The organism is Pantoea sp. C2G6, assembly GCF_051336815.1.
GTDB lineage: Bacteria > Pseudomonadota > Gammaproteobacteria > Enterobacterales > Enterobacteriaceae > Pantoea.
On the sequence record NZ_JBGMNJ010000001.1, the window covers coordinates 639,500 to 656,484 of the forward strand.

The 16,985-nt window shown below is 59.4% G+C and carries 13 protein-coding genes; 10 read left to right on the forward strand and 3 right to left on the reverse strand.

The annotated features are described in order from the left end of the window. Positions 1 to 27: 27 nt before the first annotated feature. Positions 28 to 3,231: an autotransporter outer membrane beta-barrel domain-containing protein gene (locus ACCW71_RS03070; protein ID WP_436369555.1), complete on the reverse strand. Its 3,204-nt coding sequence runs from the start codon at positions 3,229 to 3,231 to the stop codon at positions 28 to 30. Between the two features lie 335 nt (positions 3,232 to 3,566). Further along, positions 3,567 to 5,693 (reverse strand): TonB-dependent receptor PqqU, encoded by a 2,127-nt coding sequence (gene pqqU, locus ACCW71_RS03075; RefSeq protein WP_436369556.1) that lies wholly within the window; start codon positions 5,691 to 5,693, stop codon positions 3,567 to 3,569. Positions 5,694 to 5,891: 198 nt separating this feature from the next. Here pqqU and ACCW71_RS03080 point away from each other — a divergent pair, with 198 nt between their 5' ends. Together ACCW71_RS03080 and ACCW71_RS03085 are read left to right on the forward strand one after the other, a co-directional pair. Continuing rightward, positions 5,892 to 6,752: an NAD(P)-dependent oxidoreductase gene (locus ACCW71_RS03080; protein ID WP_436369557.1), complete on the forward strand. Its 861-nt coding sequence runs from the start codon at positions 5,892 to 5,894 to the stop codon at positions 6,750 to 6,752. Continuing rightward, entirely contained in the window at positions 6,749 to 7,528 is a 780-nt protein-coding gene (locus ACCW71_RS03085) for an AraC family transcriptional regulator (protein WP_436369558.1), read from the forward strand. Before ACCW71_RS03080 ends, ACCW71_RS03085 begins: the two co-directional genes overlap by 4 nt. Here the strand turns inward: ACCW71_RS03085 and leuA are convergent. Then, positions 7,449 to 9,164, reverse strand: a complete 1,716-nt coding sequence (gene leuA / locus ACCW71_RS03090) for a 2-isopropylmalate synthase (RefSeq protein ID WP_436369559.1) — start codon at positions 9,162 to 9,164, stop codon at positions 7,449 to 7,451. The genes ACCW71_RS03085 and leuA overlap by 80 nt on opposite strands. Before the next feature lie 166 nt (positions 9,165 to 9,330). On the opposite strand from leuA, the gene ACCW71_RS03095 reads away from it, so the two are divergent. The 8 genes from ACCW71_RS03095 to ACCW71_RS03130 all read left to right on the forward strand — a co-directional run bounded on the left by ACCW71_RS03095 (position 9,331) and on the right by ACCW71_RS03130 (position 16,672). Next, a complete protein-coding gene (locus ACCW71_RS03095) occupies positions 9,331 to 10,347 on the forward strand; it encodes a dipeptidase (RefSeq protein ID WP_436369561.1) in 1,017 nt (338 codons plus the stop codon). A 137-nt stretch (positions 10,348 to 10,484) separates the two neighbouring features. Beyond that, positions 10,485 to 10,556, forward strand: coding sequence for a pyrroloquinoline quinone precursor peptide PqqA (gene pqqA / locus ACCW71_RS03100; protein ID WP_009090272.1), 72 nt, complete (start codon positions 10,485 to 10,487; stop codon positions 10,554 to 10,556). Between the two features lie 53 nt (positions 10,557 to 10,609). Further along, the gene (pqqB, locus tag ACCW71_RS03105) at positions 10,610 to 11,527 is read left to right on the forward strand and encodes a pyrroloquinoline quinone biosynthesis protein PqqB (RefSeq protein ID WP_436369562.1); all 918 of its coding nucleotides are present in this window, start codon (positions 10,610 to 10,612) and stop codon (positions 11,525 to 11,527) included. A 3-nt stretch (positions 11,528 to 11,530) separates the two neighbouring features. Further along, the gene (gene pqqC, locus ACCW71_RS03110; RefSeq protein WP_436369563.1) at positions 11,531 to 12,286 is read left to right on the forward strand and encodes a pyrroloquinoline-quinone synthase PqqC; all 756 of its coding nucleotides are present in this window, start codon (positions 11,531 to 11,533) and stop codon (positions 12,284 to 12,286) included. Between the two features lie 3 nt (positions 12,287 to 12,289). Continuing rightward, positions 12,290 to 12,568, forward strand: a complete 279-nt coding sequence (gene pqqD, locus ACCW71_RS03115; RefSeq protein ID WP_436369564.1) for a pyrroloquinoline quinone biosynthesis peptide chaperone PqqD — start codon at positions 12,290 to 12,292, stop codon at positions 12,566 to 12,568. Then, positions 12,531 to 13,697, forward strand: coding sequence for a pyrroloquinoline quinone biosynthesis protein PqqE (gene pqqE / locus ACCW71_RS03120; protein WP_436369565.1), 1,167 nt, complete (start codon positions 12,531 to 12,533; stop codon positions 13,695 to 13,697). The genes pqqD and pqqE overlap by 38 nt, the downstream gene beginning before the upstream one ends. Beyond that, positions 13,697 to 15,973 carry a pyrroloquinoline quinone biosynthesis protein PqqF gene (gene pqqF / locus ACCW71_RS03125; RefSeq protein WP_436369566.1) on the forward strand — a complete coding sequence of 759 codons (2,277 nt, stop codon included), beginning with the start codon at positions 13,697 to 13,699 and terminating at the stop codon, positions 15,971 to 15,973. Before pqqE ends, pqqF begins: the two co-directional genes overlap by 1 nt. A 114-nt stretch (positions 15,974 to 16,087) precedes the next feature. Beyond that, on the forward strand, positions 16,088 to 16,672 hold the full coding sequence (locus ACCW71_RS03130) for a YceI family protein (protein WP_436369567.1): 585 nt from the start codon (positions 16,088 to 16,090) through the stop codon (positions 16,670 to 16,672). Positions 16,673 to 16,985 lie beyond the last annotated feature (313 nt).

Genomic DNA, 16,985 nt, shown 5'->3' on the forward strand with positions numbered 1-16,985 from the left:
AGTGGTAACGGAAACAGACTTACTCAATCAGAAGCTGAAACGATACCCTGCGTTGATCTGGCGTTGGTTGAAACGCTCTCCGGTGGTGAGATCCGCCTCCAGATAGAAGTTATGGGTATTGTTCAGACTCGCACTAATCCCCAGTCCGTTGTTCCAGCCGTTACCGCTGAAGCCCGCTCTCTCTTTTGAACCGTTCAATGCATACTGCATATTGGCTGAGAACTCACGAACCATGCCGGTTTTGAAGTAGGCGTTATAGTTGATGTTGTCACTCTGCTGACTGTATCCCGCCAGCGCGCTGACGCGGCCATAGACTGAATCATAATCTTTAAACGCGACGATCAATCCGTTGCTGGCCCGGGTCTGTGATCCTTTCTGACGGCCCACGGTTAACTGCGCCTGGGGTTCAAGATAGAAGCCCTGATTGTCAGGGGAGAAGCTAAAACGTTTCCCGGTTTCAATCGATGCGCTGATGCCGGTTGATTTAGCCTGACCGGACACCTGGTTCTGCTGGCTGTCTTTGACGCTGAACTGATTTTTTACCCGATTGATTTTAACAATCTGATCAATGTAGAAACCGTTTTCTGCCACCCAGGTGAGATACGCCCCGGCATGCTGTGATTCAGCCGTGCCGTCACCGCCACGATACTCTGGCGAAGCGTGGGTGGTGCCCATAAACAGGCCGCCAAACAGTTTTTGATCTTCGATCAGGTTCTTATCGACGCCAAACTGGAAGCCGCTGTAGTTCATATCGAAACCACTCAGTCTGCCACCGGCAAAAGAGCTCAGTCTGCCGCCGTAGCCGCGTAACCAGACATTACCTTTCGCTTCGCTCTGGCGGATGTCCCCCAGACGCTGAAGCAGGGTCTGCGTTTCCACATAGTTGAGCAGATAGCTGATATGCAGGAAATTACCGCCTGCATCCGCCGTAGTGGTAATCGGCTTGTTATTGGTCGGTGTTGGGGTGTCCGGCGTCACAGGGGTATCCGGTGTGGCCGGAGTATCTGGCGTCGCAGGGGTATCCGGTGTAGCCGGAGTATCTGGCGTCGCAGGGGTATCCGGTGTGGCCGGGGTGTCTGGCGTCGCAGGGGTATCCGGTGTGACAGGCGTGTCTGGAGTATCCGGCGTCACAGGCGTGTCCGGGGTATCCGGTGTCACAGGCGTGTCTGGCGTATCCGGCGTAACAGGCGTGTCTGGCGTATCCGGTGTCACAGGCGTGTCTGGTGTATCCGGTGTCACAGGCGTGTCCGGGGTATCTGGTGTAACAGGCGTGTCCGGGGTATCCGGCGTCACAGGCGTGTCTGGGGTATCTGGTGTCACAGGCGTGTCTGGGGTATCTGGTGTCACAGGCGTGTCCGGGGTATCCGGCGTAACAGGGGTGTCTGGCGTATCTGGCGTGACCGGATCAACCGGTGTTGGCGCAGAGCCTGACGAATAGAGTTCCCAGTTATTGCCTGTTTTACCAACGGTATAAAGGTAGCCACCCAGTTCGACGTCAGATTTTGAGGTGAAATTGGCGACGCCATCGGGTGTTTCAACCACGGTTAAATGCTCATTACCCGTGGTGGCCAGGCTCCCCTGGTTAACAAAGGAGAGAGTATGGTCGCCCGCGCTGCTGTTAGTAACGACCAGCTTATCGCCGCCGTTATTCACGCCATCGCCATCACCGACCAGATCAACACGCATATTAAAATTACCCGCCCCGGTTAAATCGGCGACGGTTAATGTGGTGTAACCGGTTGTGGAGGTCGCCCGGGTAAAATCCACGGTACTGTTAGTCAGATTCAGCAGATCAAGATTTGAGTTGCCGCTGACATACCATTCACTCTTCTCTAATGAGGCATTTAAATAGCCGCTGTCAATATTGTCGCTGGTGGCATTACCTTCCCAGACTGAACCCGGCAGCAGGGTTAAATCAATCTTCCCGCCGTTGGAATTCACGGAGCCGGTCATATTAACTTTACTGTTAACGTTAATAACGCCAGCAGCATAACCCTCATGATATTCCGTAGCTATGGCTAATGCTTCTGTTGAAGGCATGGTAATGGCTAAATCACCGGTTAAATTAATATCGCCACCGGCTAATGCATAAACCGCACCTCTTTCCACTGACGCGCTTTGAATAGTCAGATTATTCCCGGTGATATGACCGCTATTCAATGCCCATAAGCCCATGTCGGTGCTGGTAATATCGGTCTCATCCAGATTGACATAAGAAGTCGAGGTTTGTGCCGATGCACCATATGAACCACCGGCTTTAATGGTATTGCGCTGTTCTGCTGTTCCTTTAAAATTCACCGTCGCATTGGTGCCGCTGGCAACAATGCCGCCCGCTTTTTCCGACGTAACATGACTGTCAGCACCAATATCAGCCGTGCCATCACCACGGACTTCCAGCGCGATTGAATCACTTCCCGACGTCGATATAGTCAGATTATCTGCGCTGAGATCACCAAAATCCCAGATGCCGGTAGAGCTCTCTCCGGTGGTAATCACGCTGCTGCCCGTTCCTAAATCCACGCTGGTATTCGCCTGCATCTCCAGTCCATTGGAGTAACTCCCCGCGGTGCTGATGCTAAGCTGACTGGCGGTGATTGAGGTCGGGCTGGACGACGCCTTGCCGTTTAAGGCGTCGATAATAATCCCGCCGCTTCGGTCACCGCTGGTCGTTACGCTGCTTAGCGTACCCAGGTCAGCGCTGCTGCCAGGGTTAGTGATAGTGAGACCAACCCCATAGTTGCCCGTGGTGGAGATTGAGAGGGCGTCGGCGGTTAGTGAGGAACCGCCCTTTATCGTGACCCCGTTGGCAATGACGTTCCCGGTTCCGGTGACATTGATGGCGGAGCCACTGCCCAGGTTGGCGACAACGCCGTCGCCAATCAGATTAAGACCATTTGCCCGGTCACCACTGACATTCAGGCTCAGGCCATCCGCATTCAGCGTACTCTTGTCGCCCCAGATAATAATACCGCGCGCATAATTAGCCGCATCGGTAACATTAACCACAGAGTTCTTACCTAATTCAACCGTGCCGGTCTGTTTATAGGGGTTGATTATGCCGTACAGGCCGCTGTTGTTATAGATGGCATCACCGGTAACAATATCACCATCATTCAGTGTTATATCGGTCCCATACTGGCTTCCGATATTTTCACCGGTCGCGGCTCCACTCAGGATTAATCCGATTATAATTGCAAGTGGTGTTAAGTGACGTGAGTTTACTTTTTTCATTTAAGAAACATTCCCTGTATGCTATTAACGATCAGGCCGCACATGAGGATTGAGGTAATTTAATCTGGCGGCGGGGTTGATAGTTTTAATTTGACGCTAATTTATCAGGAAAAAAGCAAAACATTGCCAATTAAATAAGCCTCTTCTTAAACTTTTCACTCCCAAAAGGAGATCTGATTTAAGGGTGGGTTATCGTTTTCAGAATGGAATTAGGGGAAGGGGTAATGCCAGCTGAGACGCTGCGACAGGCGGAAATAGCCAGCTGATATAATTATTTAAGGGTGAAGGAAAAGAAAAAATAAAATAAAACGGGCCAATTCTGGCCCGTTTGTTAATTAAAGGAATGCGTAACTTAATGAGACGCCCAGGCTGTAATTCCGCCCCGGCGCGGATTCAAAGTAGCGGCCATTACTTTCATTCACAATTACCGAACCCACATAGTGTCTGTCAAACAGATTATCGACCCGGCCAAAGAGATCCAGCGTCCAGTTATCGACCCGCCACTTATAGCCGCTGTTCAGCGCCGCCACGGTGTAAGAGGGCGTATTAACTGCATTGTGGTCGTCAGCTGCAATCTGGCTCAGATAGCGCACTTCACTGCCGGCATAGAAACCCTGCTCCGGCAGATACCCCACTCCGGCATAGAGCATATTCCGGGCAATCCCTGGGATGCGTTTCCCGTCGCAGCTGTCGCTGCCGCAGGCGTTGCTGCGGTAGCGCGCATCCAGCAGGGTATAGGCCATTTTCAGCCGCCAGTCCCAGGCAAACTGTTGATCCAGACTTAACTCCAGACCGCGGCGTCGGGTCTCTCCGGCGTTTTTATAGGTGGTGCGTCCACCGCTGCTGGCGTCCGCCACAATCTCATCCTGAGTGTCGGTCTGGAACAGGGCCGCACTGAGCAGACCGTTGCCGATCCGCTTTTTGCTGCCGATCTCCAGCGTGTCGCTGGTGGCAGGTCGGAGCCCCAGATTCAGGCCGGTGGTGGTATCGGCACGATAAGAGAGTTCGTTGATGGTCGGGGTCTCAAAACCGCGCCCGGCGGAGATCCAGCCATTCCAGCCCGGCTCAAAGGCATACTTCAACGCGGCGGCAGGCAGCCACTTGTGGTAGCGCGCTTCACCGCTGTCGTCGCCGTTGCCGGGCCGGACATAAAAGTCATTGGAGTCGAAGTTGACGGTGCTGAAGCGGACCCCCGCATCCAGCGACAGCTTATCGGTCAGCTGCCAGGCGGTTTGCAGATAGGGATCGAGCGTCCACATCAGATTACGCTCGTTGCGCCGCAGATTGCCCTGATCGCCGAGGTGAGTCACGCCGTCGCTGACGGTGAAATTTTCATAGCCTTTACGGCGTTCGGTCATGGTTTCGTAGTCGAGGCCGCCGGTCAGCGCCACCGGGATCGACAGCAGTGTATCGCGATGGGTCCAGCGGGTATCCACGCCCTGATAGTGGCGCGTCAGGTCGATCACACCGCCGGGATGAGACGGGGGACGCTGAACGGCGGCAGGAATCGACTGAAACTGGGTGGTTTCGCGGATGCCAGCGTAGAGCATCACGCTGAGATCGTCATTCTCGCTCATCTGGCGCTGGTAACGCAGGCCGCCCTGGGTCTGATCGACCGTCTTACGGGTGTTGTAGAGCGAAACGTTGCTCACCACCTGACGCGGATTGTCACGCCACTGCGCCGGGGTTAAGCCGCCAGGATCCTGAGCGTCGATATGCACGCTGTTAAACAGCAGCGTCAGGGTGCTGAGATCGTCGATGCGCACGCCAAGCCGGGCGTTACCCAGATTGCGCTGCGCGGCGCTGTGGTCACGGTAGCCGTGGGTGGTAAAGCGCGAGGCGGAGACGGTGTAGTTGACATCACCGGCATGGCTGCCGTCACCGGTAGCGCCGCTGGCTTTCACGCTGTTGCGCCAGCTGCCATAGCTGCCGTACCAGCTACTGACTTCCAGCGTGGGCGGCTGCTGACCCTGCTGGGTGGTGACATTGATTACGCCGCCTGAGGCGTTGCCATAAAGGGCGGAGAAGGGGCCGCGCAGCACCTCAACATGATCAATCGAGCCGATGTCGATATTGGAGGTCTGCGACTGGCCATCCGGCATGGTGGCGGGAATGCCATCCACATAAATGCGCAATCCGCGCACGCCAAAGGTGGAACGGGAACCAAAGCCGCGCATCGACAGTTGCAAATCCTGGGCGTAATTCTGCCGGTTCTGGATTTGCAGGCCGGGCACGCTGCTGAGGTTTTCTGACAGATTGACGCGCGCAGCCGCCTGGCGCATCTCGTCGCCACTCACCACGCTGAGGGCGGCGGGCGTATCCAGTTCGTTAAGGCCGTTTTCCGCCGGTGCGGCGCTGACTACCAGAGTATTGTTATTGTCCGCCGCCAGCAGCGGCAGCGGAAAAAGGACGGGCAGCGTCAACAGCGGTAGCGTCGCCCGACGCAGAGCAAGGATTTTCATTAATAAGCAGCCTGAAAAATAAGAGGGGGTGAACCCGCGGTAATACCTGCCGCGTAGAGTAAGGGATTGAGAAGTAAGGGTACACCGTTTCGGGCTGGATTTTTTTTGCATTTGCCGCCAGGCTGAAACCCATCTTTTCTGCCGCTATCGCACCCGCGTCTGTCGGATGCCGGCACATAACATCATAAGGGAGTCAGCATGAAACAACCTGAAGTCGCGGTTCTGGGATTGGGTGCAATGGGGCATGCGTTTGCTGCCAACCTGCTGAAAAAAGGCTTTCGCGTGCATGGCTGGAACCGCACCCGCGCTCGGGGGGAAGATCTGCTGGATGCCGGATTGCAGCTGGCTGACTCGCCAGAAGAGGCGGTGCGTGACGCGGATGTGGTGATCGCCATGCTCTCCGATGGTGACACCACTGAACAGGTGCTGCATCAGGTAAAAGAGGATTTTAAAGCGGGCGCGACGCTGTGCCAGATGGGCACCATCGGCGTAGAGAAAACCGACGCGCTGATCGCTTTCTTCGCGCAGGCCCGCCCCGATCTGCTGCTGATTGATGCGCCGGTCTCCGGTACCAAAGCACCGGCGGAAAATGCGCAGATTCTGATACTGGCCAGTGGCGATCAAAGCCGGGCGCAGGCCGCCGAAGCGGTGTTTGCCGCCATCAGTAAGGGCACGCAGTGGCTGGGCGAGGCGGGGAAAAGCAGCCGGATGAAGCTGGTGATCAACAGCTGGCTGATCGGCATGATGCAAAGCCTGGCGGAGAGCACCCGGCTGGCAGAGCAGTTCGGCTTCTCCACCGACGATCTGTGGCAGGTGCTGGAGGGCGGTCCGCTGGCCGCGCCCTATGCGAAAATGAAGCTGGGAATGATCGCCAGCGACGACTACACGCCGCAGATGCAGCTGATCTGGGCGCTGAAAGATGCCCGGCTGGCGCTGGATGCGTCAGAGACGCCACTGCCCGCGCTGGAGAATATCGCGCAGCTCTGGCAGCAGGCGGTGGATGCCGGACAGGGTGAAGAGGATCTGGCGGTGATCTACCGCTACCTCAAGGCGCAATGAGTCAGCAGCATTTTGATTTCAGCCACCGTCCGCTGGTGCCCCTGGCGCACGATTATCCGCACGGTGCCAGTGAGCCCTGGCATCAGCACGCCTGCGCGCAGCTGATCCACACGCTGAGCGGCGTGGTCCGGGTAGAAACGGAGTATGGCAGCTGGATTGTGCCGCCCAGTCGCGGCGTCTGGCTGCCCGCCTTTACCCGCCATGCGCTCCAGATCACCGGCCGCGTGGCGGCGCGCACGCTGTTTATCGATCCGCTGGCGCGTGCCGATCTGCCCGCCAGCTGTCAGGTGGTGCAGATTTCGCCGCTGCTGCGCGAACTGATTGTCAGCGCACTTGGCCTGCCGGCGCGTTACCCGGCAGGCAGTCGGGCTGAGCGGGTGACGGAGCTGATTCTGGATGAGATTCGCGGCATGGATGTGCTGCCCTTTGCGCTGCCGACACCGCACAGCCCTCGCTTACAGGCGCTGTGCGCGCAGATCCAGCAGCAGCCCGGTGAAAGCTGGACGCTGCTGCGGGCCAGCGCCCAGCTCAATGTCTCAGGCCGCACTCTGGCCCGCCATTTTATGCGCGAAACCGGTTTGCAGTTCAGTGACTGGGTGCGACGCGCCCGTCTGGCGATCGCCCTGACGCGACTGGCGCAGGGCGACTCTGTGCTGCGGGTGGCGCTGGAGCTGGGCTATGAAAGCCCCAGTGCCTTCAGCGCGATGTTTCGTCGTCTGCTGGGGGTGGCTCCGACTGACTACTTTCCACCGACAGAAAGCAGCCCGCCGCGCTGAGCAGCGCCTGCAACGCGGCGCGGGCGGTGTCATTGTCAATACTCACTCCCCAGGCGCGTGCGCCACTGGCGTCCACGCAGCTGACATAGGCGACAGAGCGGCTGTCGCTGCGCCGTCCCAGCGTGTGTTCGTGATAGTGCTCAATGGTCAGATGCAGATCAAACGCGCTGCGCAGGGCGTTGACCGCCGCCGACAGCCAGCCGTTACCGCTGCCGATCAGCCTCAGCGATTGCGACTGGTAAACCACGCTGGCGCTGATCTGCGTCTGCCCGCCGCTGTCACTCTGGCTGTCAGCGCGCTGTAAGGCCACCGCGGGCTGCGTCACCCCATACTGGCGGCAGAAGAGTTGCCACAGCGCATAGTGCGTCATCTCTTTGCCGTGCCGGTCGGTCTCCTGCTGAACAGTACGGCTGAACTCCTGTTGCAGCGCACGTGGCAGCTGTAAACCGTGATTCTGCTCCAGCAGCCAGGCGGCACCGCTTTTCCCCGACTGGCTGTTTACGCGGATCACCGCCTCATAGCTACAGCCAATGTCGGCCGGGTCCAGCGGCAGATAGGGCATCTGCCACTGCTGCTCCTGCTGCTGATCGCGGAAGGCGAACCCTTTTTTAATCGCGTCCTGGTGCGAACCGGAAAAGGCGGTGAAAACCAGCTCGCCCGCATAGGGATGGCGTGGATGTACCGGCAGCTGGTTACAGCGGGTGACCACCTCAATCACCTGATGCATCTGGCTGAAATCGAGCTGTGGCGCGATGCCCTGGGTATAGAGATTGAGCGCCAGCGTCACCAGATCGACATTGCCGGTACGTTCACCGTTACCAAACAGGCAGCCCTCGACCCGGTCAGCGCCCGCCAGCAGGGCGAGTTCCGCGCAGGCGACGCCGGTGCCGCGATCGTTGTGCGGATGGACGCTGATGCAGACGGCGTCACGACGGCTGAAGTGACGGCAGAAGTACTCAATCTGGTCGGCATAGACGTTAGGCGTGTTGACCTCCACCGTGGCGGGCAGGTTAATGATCATCGGCCGCTGCGCGTCAGGTTGCCAGACTTCCGCCACCGCCTCGCAGATTTCCAGCACAAACTCCGGCTCGGTAAAGCAGAAGGTCTCTGGCGAATATTCAAAGGTCCAGTGGGTCTCCGGCTGCGCCTCGCATCCGCTGCGGATCTGCCGTGCGCCCGCGGTGGCCAGCGCCACGATCTCCGCTTTGCTCTGCTTAAACACCCGCTCACGAAACAGCGGCGCGGTGGCGTTATAGAGATGCACGATGGCGCGGGGGGCGCCCTGGAGTGCGACAAAAGTGCGGGCGATCAGATCCTCACGCGCCTGCGTCAGCACCTGCAAGGTCACATCCTGCGGGATGCGCTGCTGCTCAATCAGGTCGCGGACGAAATCAAAATCTGTCTGCGACGCCGAGGGAAAGGCGACCTCAATCTCCCGGAAACCGCAGCGCAGCAGCAGCTCCCAGAACGCCATTTTTCGCTCGCGGTCCATCGGTTCGGCCAGCGCCTGATTGCCGTCACGTAAATCGGTAGCGAGCCAGCGCGGGGCCTGAGTCAGCCGGCGCGAAGGCCACTGGCGATCGGGCAGATCCATCAGCGGGGAGGGGCAATATTTATCAGCGGGTTGGTTCAGCATCGGGTTCTCCTCGGTTTTTTTACCAGTCTGCCGCCACGCTCTCTGGCGCGCGCGCGCAACGCTGACAACCTGATGCGCAAAAGTGACAACACCCTGCGTGCGCTGCGGTTTGATGAATCGGCCAGGCAGGGTTAGCATGGTCGCCTGTTTATTCGGGTGGACGCTTATGCTGATTTTTGACGGTCACAACGACCTGCTGCTCAACCTCTGGCTGCATCATCGCGATGCGCCCGCACAGGCGTTTTATCAGGGCATTGAACGGGGCCACCTCGACTTTCCGCGCATTCAGCAGGGCGGGCTGGGCGGCGGGCTGTTTGCGATCTTTGTGCCTCCGCAGGCGTACATTGCACAGACCGTTCCGGCCCGCGCCAGCGAGCCGTATGAACCGCTGACGATCATGTGGCAGCAGCTTCAGATCCTGCAACAGCTGGCTGAGGCCTCAGCGGGGCGGGCGCGGCTCTGCCGCAGCAGCGAAGAGATCGCCGCCTGCCGCGCCGCCGGGGTACTGGCGCTGGTGGCGCATATTGAAGGCGCGGACGCGCTGGATGAAGAGGGTGAGCAACTGCACGCCTTCTGGCAGGCGGGGGTACGCAGCATCGGGCCATTCTGGAATCTGCCCAACCGCTTCGGGCAGGGGGTCAGCGGTCGCTTTCCCGGTTCGCCCGACACCGGCCCTGGCCTGACCCCGGCGGGAGAGCGACTGATTGCGCAGGCGAATGCGCTGAAGATGATGATCGACGTGTCGCATATGAACGAAAAGGCGTTCCGGGACACCGCCCGGCTCTCTGCTGCGCCGCTGGTCGCCAGCCACTCCAATGCTCATGCGCTCTGCCCGCAGCCGCGTAACCTCACCGATGATCAGCTGCGGACGATCCGCGACAGCGGCGGCCTGGTCGGCATCAACTTTGGTAACGCCTTTCTGCGCGCCGACGGTAAACGTGTCGGTGACACCCCGTTAACAACAATTGTTAAGCATTGTGATCACCTGTTGAAGATAATGGGCAGCGATCACGTCGCGTTTGGCTCCGACTTCGACGGGATCACCCCACCGGACGCGCTGGGTGATGTCAGCGGAATGCCGCGACTGCTCGCCGCTTTCCATGAAGCAGGCTATGATCAGAGACTGACAGAGAAACTGGCGTGGGGAAACTGGCAACGGGTTCTGCGTCAGATTGGGCTGTAATAACAATTTCATTACGTTCCGGGCTTGATCCCGACGCGCCATTGGCGCACCATCTGCCAGGAAAATTGTGACCGGGGTCGCATTACACTGCGGTCACGCGCTTTTCTGGCTTACTGTTACTCAAGAGGAAATAAATTATGTGGAAAAAACCAACCTTCGTTGATCTGCGTCTCGGTCTGGAAGTGACTCTTTACATCTCCAACCGTTAATCGTTCTGCCCGCCCTCTGTGCGGGCATTTTTTTCAACTTCCGGCTCTCCTCTATGTTTATCAAAGTCCTTGGTTCAGCCGCAGGTGGCGGATTCCCGCAGTGGAACTGTAACTGCGCCAACTGCCACGGCGTGCGTAACGGCACCATTCAGGCCCAGGCTCGCACGCAGTCGTCGATTATCCTCAGCGACAACGGTGAAGAGTGGGTGTTATGCAATGCCTCTCCCGACATCAGCCAGCAGATGCTGCATACCCCGGAACTGACCCGCCAGGGCGTGCTGCGCGGCACGGCGATTGGCGCGATCATTCTTACCGACAGTCAGATCGATCACACCACCGGGCTGCTCAGCCTGCGTGAAGGGTGTCCGCACCAGGTGTGGTGCACGCCGGAAGTGCATGCCGATCTCAGCAGCGGCTTCCCGATCTTCCCGATGCTCAGCCACTGGAACGGCGGCTTACAGCACCGGCCCATCGCGCCGCTGACGCCGTTCAGCGTCGATGTCTGTGGCGATCTCCAGTTCACCGCCATTCCGATCATCAGCAACGCGCCGCCTTACTCGCCCTATCGTGACCGGCCGCTGCCGGGTCATAACGTGGCGCTGTTTATTGAAAACCGGGCCAATGGCCAGACGCTGCTCTATGCGCCAGGGCTGGGTGAACCCGACGCGGTGATCCTGCCGTGGCTGCAAAAGGCGGACTGCCTGCTGATTGATGGCACTGTCTGGCAGGATGATGAGCTGCTCACCACCGGCGTCGGCCATAACACCGGCCGGGCGATGGGCCATCTGGCGCTGGCGGAAGAGCAGGGGCTGATGGCGCTGCTGGCGTCGCTGCCGGCAAAGCGCAAAATTCTGATCCACATTAACAACACCAACCCGATCCTTAACGAACAGTCACCCCAGCGTCAGTTCCTGACGCAGCAGGGCATAGAGGTGAGCTGGGACGGGATGGCGATCCACCTTCAGGGCTAAATCATGCAGATCACCGAAACGCTGTCGCCGCAGGCTTTTGAACAGGCACTGCGCGCCAAAGGCGCTTACTACCATATTCATCATCCCTATCACATCGCGATGCATAATGGCCAGGCGACGCGCGAGCAGATTCAGGGCTGGGTAGCGAACCGCTTCTATTACCAGACCACCATCCCGCTGAAAGACGCGGCGATCATGGCTAACTGTCCCGATCCGGCTACCCGGCGTAAATGGGTGCAGCGCATCCTCGATCACGACGGCAGCAACGGTCAGGAAGGGGGCATTGAAGCCTGGCTGCAACTGGGTGAGGCGGTGGGCCTGACACGCGAAGCGCTGCTGTCGGAACAGCATGTGCTGCCGGGCGTGCGTTTTGCGGTGGACGCCTATGTTAACTTTGCCCGCCGCGCCAACTGGCAGGAGGCGGCGTGCAGTTCACTGACCGAGCTGTTCGCGCCGCAGATCCACCAGTCGCGCCTCGACAGCTGGCCGCAGCACTATCCGTGGATCAAAGAGGAGGGCTATTTTTACTTCCGCAGCCGCCTGAGTCAGGCGAACCGCGATGTGGAGCATGGCCTGGCGCTGGCGCTGGAATATTTCACCACCGCCGACACGCAGAACCGCATGCTGGAAATTTTACAGTTTAAACTCGATATTTTATGGAGCATGCTGGACGCGATGACGATGGCTTACGAGCTGAAACGTCCGCCTTATCACACCGTCACCGACAAGGCGGCGTGGCACACCACCCGACTGGTATAATTCATGAATGACAACACCATTGCCGCGTTTCGCCGCGGCTACCGTATGCAGTGGGAAGCCGCTCAGCAGAGCCACGTAGTGCTCTATCCCGAAGGGATGGCGAAGCTGAACGAAACCGCCGCCGCGATCCTTGAGCTGGTGGATGGGAAACAGGATGTCGCCGCGATTATTGCCACCCTGGATAGCCGCTTCCCGGAAGCGGGTGGCGTCGGGCCGGACGTGAAAGAGTTCCTGCAATCAGCCTATGAACAGAAGTGGATACAGTTCCGTGACCCCGCATAAACCTGGCGTTAATCCGCCGCTCTGGCTGCTGGCCGAGCTGACCTATCGCTGTCCGTTACAGTGCCCTTACTGCTCTAACCCGCTCGATTTCGCACAGCAGGAGCAGGAGCTGACCACCGCGCAGTGGATTGAGGTGTTTCGCCAGGCGCGCGCCATGGGCAGCGTCCAGCTCGGTTTTTCCGGCGGCGAACCGCTGACCCGTAAAGATCTGCCGGAGCTGATTCAGGCGGCGCGCGATCTCGGTTTCTATACCAACCTGATCACCTCTGGTATTGGCCTGACCGAGAAAAAGCTGGATGCGTTCAGCGAGGCGGGGCTGGATCATATCCAGATCAGCTTCCAGGCGAGTGACGAAACCCTGAATGCGGCACTGGCGGGCTCAAAGAAAGCGTTTCAGCAGAAGCTGGAGATGGCGAAAGCGGTGAAGGCGCACGGCTATCCGATGGTGCTGAACTTCGTGTTGCATCGCCATAATATCGACCAGATTGATAAAATCATTGACCTCTGCATCGAGCTGGAGGCGGATGACGTTGAGCTGGCCACCTGTCAGTTCTATGGCTGGGCGCAGCTGAACCGCGAAGGATTGCTGCCCACCCGCGAGCAGATCGTCCAGGCGGAAGCGGTGGTGAACCGCTATCGTGAGCGGATGAGCGCCAGCGGCAGCCTGACCAATCTGCTGTTTGTCACGCCCGACTATTACGAAGAGCGCCCCAAACCCTGCATGGGCGGCTGGGGAGCCATCTTCCTCAGCGTGACGCCGGAAGGCACCGCGCTGCCGTGTCACAGCGCGCGCCAGCTGCCGGTTGAGTTTCCCTCGGTGCTGACGCAGAGCCTGGAAGATATCTGGTACCACTCGTTCGGCTTTAATCGCTATCGCGGTTTCGACTGGATGCCGGAGCCATGCCGCTCCTGCGATGAGAAAGAGAAAGATTTTGGCGGCTGCCGCTGTCAGGCTTATATGCTGACCGGCAATGCTGACAACACCGATCCGGTCTGTAGTAAATCACCGCACCACGGCAAAATCCTCGAAGCCCGGCGTCAGGCGGATTGCAGCGACATCAGAATTGGTCAGTTGCAGTTCCGTAACCGCACCAATTCGCAGCTTATCTACAAAACCGGGAACCTCTGATGCGGCGGCGCGGCCTGGAGATCAATGGCCTGACGGTTGAGCTGGTAGAGCAGGCGGATGCCAGCCAGGCCGCGGCGCTGATTCAGGTGGGCGCGGGCAGTCACGACGAACCCGATCGCTGGCCGGGACTGGCCCACCTGCTGGAGCATCTGCTGTTTACCGGCAGCAGCGGCTGGCCCGACGCAGGGCGACTGATGAGCTGGGTGCAGGCGCAGGGCGGTCAGGTCAACGCCACCACCCTGGCGCGCCACAGCGCCTTCTTTTTTGCCGTCACGCCGTCGCTGCTGGCTGACGGGCTGGCGCGTTTGCAGGATATGATCTGCCATCCGCTGCTCGATAACCGGGCGATCGCGCAGGAAGTGGCGGTGATTGAGGCGGAATATCAGCTGTTACAGCGCGATCGGCCATCCCGCATCGAGGCGGCCCTGCTGCACGCCGTGGCGTCGCCCGCAGAGTTTCAGCGCTTCCGCATCGGCAGCCGCGCCGCCTTTGGCGATGTGCTGCCCGCGCTGCAACGGGCGCTGCGCCAGTTCCACCAGCGTCACTATGTGGCGGGCAACCTGCGGCTCTGGTTACAGGGTCCGCAGCCGCTGGATGAGCTGGAACAGCTGGCACAGGACTTTGCACGCGCGCTGCCTGCCGGCCAGTGGCCGCAGGCACCGGCACTCCCGCAACTGGGCCAGGTGACCGACTGGCAGCTGGCGGAGCGGGCGCCGGCGGCGCTGTGGCGCAGCTGGCTGCTGGATAGCTGTGACAGTGTCACGTTATGGCGTGAATTTCTGCTGGATGAGGCGCCGGGCTCGCTGCTGGCGACGCTGCGCCAGCAGCAGCTGGCAGATACGCTGGAGCTGAAGTGGCTCTACCAGGCTGAAAACGCGGTCTGGCTGGCGCTGGGCATCGAGACCCGCGAGCCCGAACAGGTGAATGCGCTGGTCGATCGCTACCTTGCGGCGCTGCGCCAGACGGATAAACGGCAGCATCAGCACTATCATCAGCTGGCGCAGCAGCGTTTTGCCGCGCTGTCACCGCTGGAGCAGTTACGCCAGCGCGCGCTGGGCTTTGCCGCGGATGAGACGCTGCCTGACCTGCTGACGCTGCTGGATAAACTGCGCGACGCGCCCGGCACGCGGCTGCGCGTTGCGCCGCAGACGGCGACGGAACATCTTATGACCCAGGGCTTCACCCTGGCACTGAGTCACTGGCAGCCATCAGTACCCGCCGCGCTGCCGCCCGCGGATTTCAGCTTCTACCCGCTCGATCATGCCCTGACGTGCGCGCCGCTGCCCGCGCAGGCGGTGCCGTTACCTCATCATCAGCCTGACGAGCGACTGGCGACTCTGATCCTGCGACCGGAATTCTATTCCACCTTTACCCTGGCGGCGGGTGAAACCCTGGGCAGGCGGCTGCGTCCGCTGTTTGCTACCCTGCGTCATCAGGGCGGTCACGGACGCTGGCAGGAAGTGGAGGGCGTCTGGCAGCTGACGCTGCAACTGACCCCGGATGCGGCGGTGGCGGACCAGGCGCTCGCGCAGCTGGTCGCCGCCCTGACGCCGCCGGTTGAAGAGGAGGCGCTGCCGCCACAGGAGAGCATCGCCATTCGCGCGCTGCTGCGCCAGTTGCCTTACCAGCTGGCGGCTACTTTTACACCGGGCTGCTGGCGGGCGGCGCTGAAGGGCGGCAACGCGGCGCTGCACTCGCTGATCGCCCACCGGCTGAGCGCGCTGCCGCTGCCGGTTAATCCCGCTTCAGCGCCGAAGCGCATGACCACACAAACCGGCATGACGCGCCTGCCGCACGCCAGCCCCGACAACGCGCTGCTGCTGTTTATTCCGCTGCACCGTCCTGGCGAGCTGGCCGCGCTGCGGGCGCTGGCGCTGCTCTATGAGCCCCATTTTTTCCAGCGTTACCGGGTTGAACAGCCGATTGGTTATGTGGTGAGCAGCCGCTATCTGCGCTGCGCCGATGAAGATGGCGTGCTGTTCGCGCTACAGTCGCCTGACTACAGCGCGCTGTCACTGCTGCGCTACTGTCGCAACTTCCTGCGTGCGTTCAGCGAAACCCTGGCCGGTTGCGATCTGGCGGCGCTGAAGGCGCGGCTGCTGAGCGGGCAGGAGGATCAGCCACTGGCGCGGTTACGGCGGGATAATGGCCTGGCCGGGCTGGACGCGGCACAGATAGAGGCGCTGAGCCATGCCGACCTGCGGCAGCTGCACCACAGCCTGATTCAGGATCGCCGCCGCTGGCGGGTGCTGTTCACCGGCGGAGCGAAAGGGTAGCGCGGCACAAACTTGCTGAATTTATTTGAAAATACCCGACAAATCTCTTCACTGTCTATTACCGGCAAATTGCACCACACTCAGGTTACTTTTTATCAGCTCAAGGAATTGACCGTGAAGAATTTCGCCCGTACTGCACTGCCCCTGTTAGCCGTTGCCGCGCTCTATGCGCCTTTATCTCAGGCCGAGGCGATGCACTATCAGCTGAACCCTGAGCATACGTCGGTGATTGTCAGCTGGAACCATTTCGGCTTCTCAAAACCTACTGCGGATATTCCTGATGCCAGCGGTACGCTGGTGTTCGATAAAGATCACCCGGAACAATCCCGTGTTGACGTGACCCTGCCGGTCAGCAAAATCGACAGCCACGTCGCCGCCCTGACCAAAGAGTTCAAAGGCGCTGAGTACTTCGACACCGCGAAATATCCGACAGCCACCTTCCACAGCACCAAAGTGGTCGCGAAGGGCGATAACAAATTTGACGTTGAAGGCAACCTGACCCTGAAAGGCATTACCAAACCGGTCACGCTGCACGCCACGCTGAATAAGCAGGGTGAACACCCGATGGTGAAGAAGCAGGCGATCGGTTTTGACGCCACCGGCACCATCAAGCGTTCTGACTTTAAGCTGGACAAGTATGTGCCTGCGGTGGGTGATGAGGTCATGCTGACGCTCTCCACCGAAGCCTACGCGAAGTAATCTTCCCCCGGCGCAGCAGGCTTCTGCTGCGCCACGCTTACCCCCACACTCTTTCGCTTCCTACTCCGGCCCAGCCGCCCGAACTCACCCTCTTTTGCACGCCTGCACCGCAAAATAACTCCCTCAGCGCCAGCCGGTTTATTCACACACCGCTTTTCCTGACGCCTGTCCGGCTCCGAACCGGGAAAAATGAGGTGAAAATCACAAATCTGCAACATCAGCGATTGGCGTCATAACCGCCCTGACGCTCTGCGTTCATGTTCAGCTGCGCTTCTAAGTAACTCACTGATTTAACTGGCATCCTTAACGGCGT

Bases quoted from the DNA above. Each gene is read 5' to 3' on its own strand.
- ACCW71_RS03070 (WP_436369555.1), bottom strand. From the start codon at position 3,231: ATGAAAAAAGTAAACTCACGTCACTTAACACCACTTGCAATTATAATC.
- pqqU (WP_436369556.1), bottom strand. From the start codon at position 5,693: ATGAAAATCCTTGCTCTGCGTCGGGCGACGCTACCGCTGTTGACGCTG.
- ACCW71_RS03080 (WP_436369557.1), top strand. From the start codon at position 5,892: ATGAAACAACCTGAAGTCGCGGTTCTGGGATTGGGTGCAATGGGGCAT.
- ACCW71_RS03085 (WP_436369558.1), top strand. From the start codon at position 6,749: ATGAGTCAGCAGCATTTTGATTTCAGCCACCGTCCGCTGGTGCCCCTG.
- leuA (WP_436369559.1), bottom strand. From the start codon at position 9,164: ATGCTGAACCAACCCGCTGATAAATATTGCCCCTCCCCGCTGATGGAT.
- ACCW71_RS03095 (WP_436369561.1), top strand. From the start codon at position 9,331: ATGCTGATTTTTGACGGTCACAACGACCTGCTGCTCAACCTCTGGCTG.
- pqqB (WP_436369562.1), top strand. From the start codon at position 10,610: ATGTTTATCAAAGTCCTTGGTTCAGCCGCAGGTGGCGGATTCCCGCAG.
- pqqC (WP_436369563.1), top strand. From the start codon at position 11,531: ATGCAGATCACCGAAACGCTGTCGCCGCAGGCTTTTGAACAGGCACTG.
- pqqD (WP_436369564.1), top strand. From the start codon at position 12,290: ATGAATGACAACACCATTGCCGCGTTTCGCCGCGGCTACCGTATGCAG.
- pqqE (WP_436369565.1), top strand. From the start codon at position 12,531: ATGAACAGAAGTGGATACAGTTCCGTGACCCCGCATAAACCTGGCGTT.
- pqqF (WP_436369566.1), top strand. From the start codon at position 13,697: ATGCGGCGGCGCGGCCTGGAGATCAATGGCCTGACGGTTGAGCTGGTA.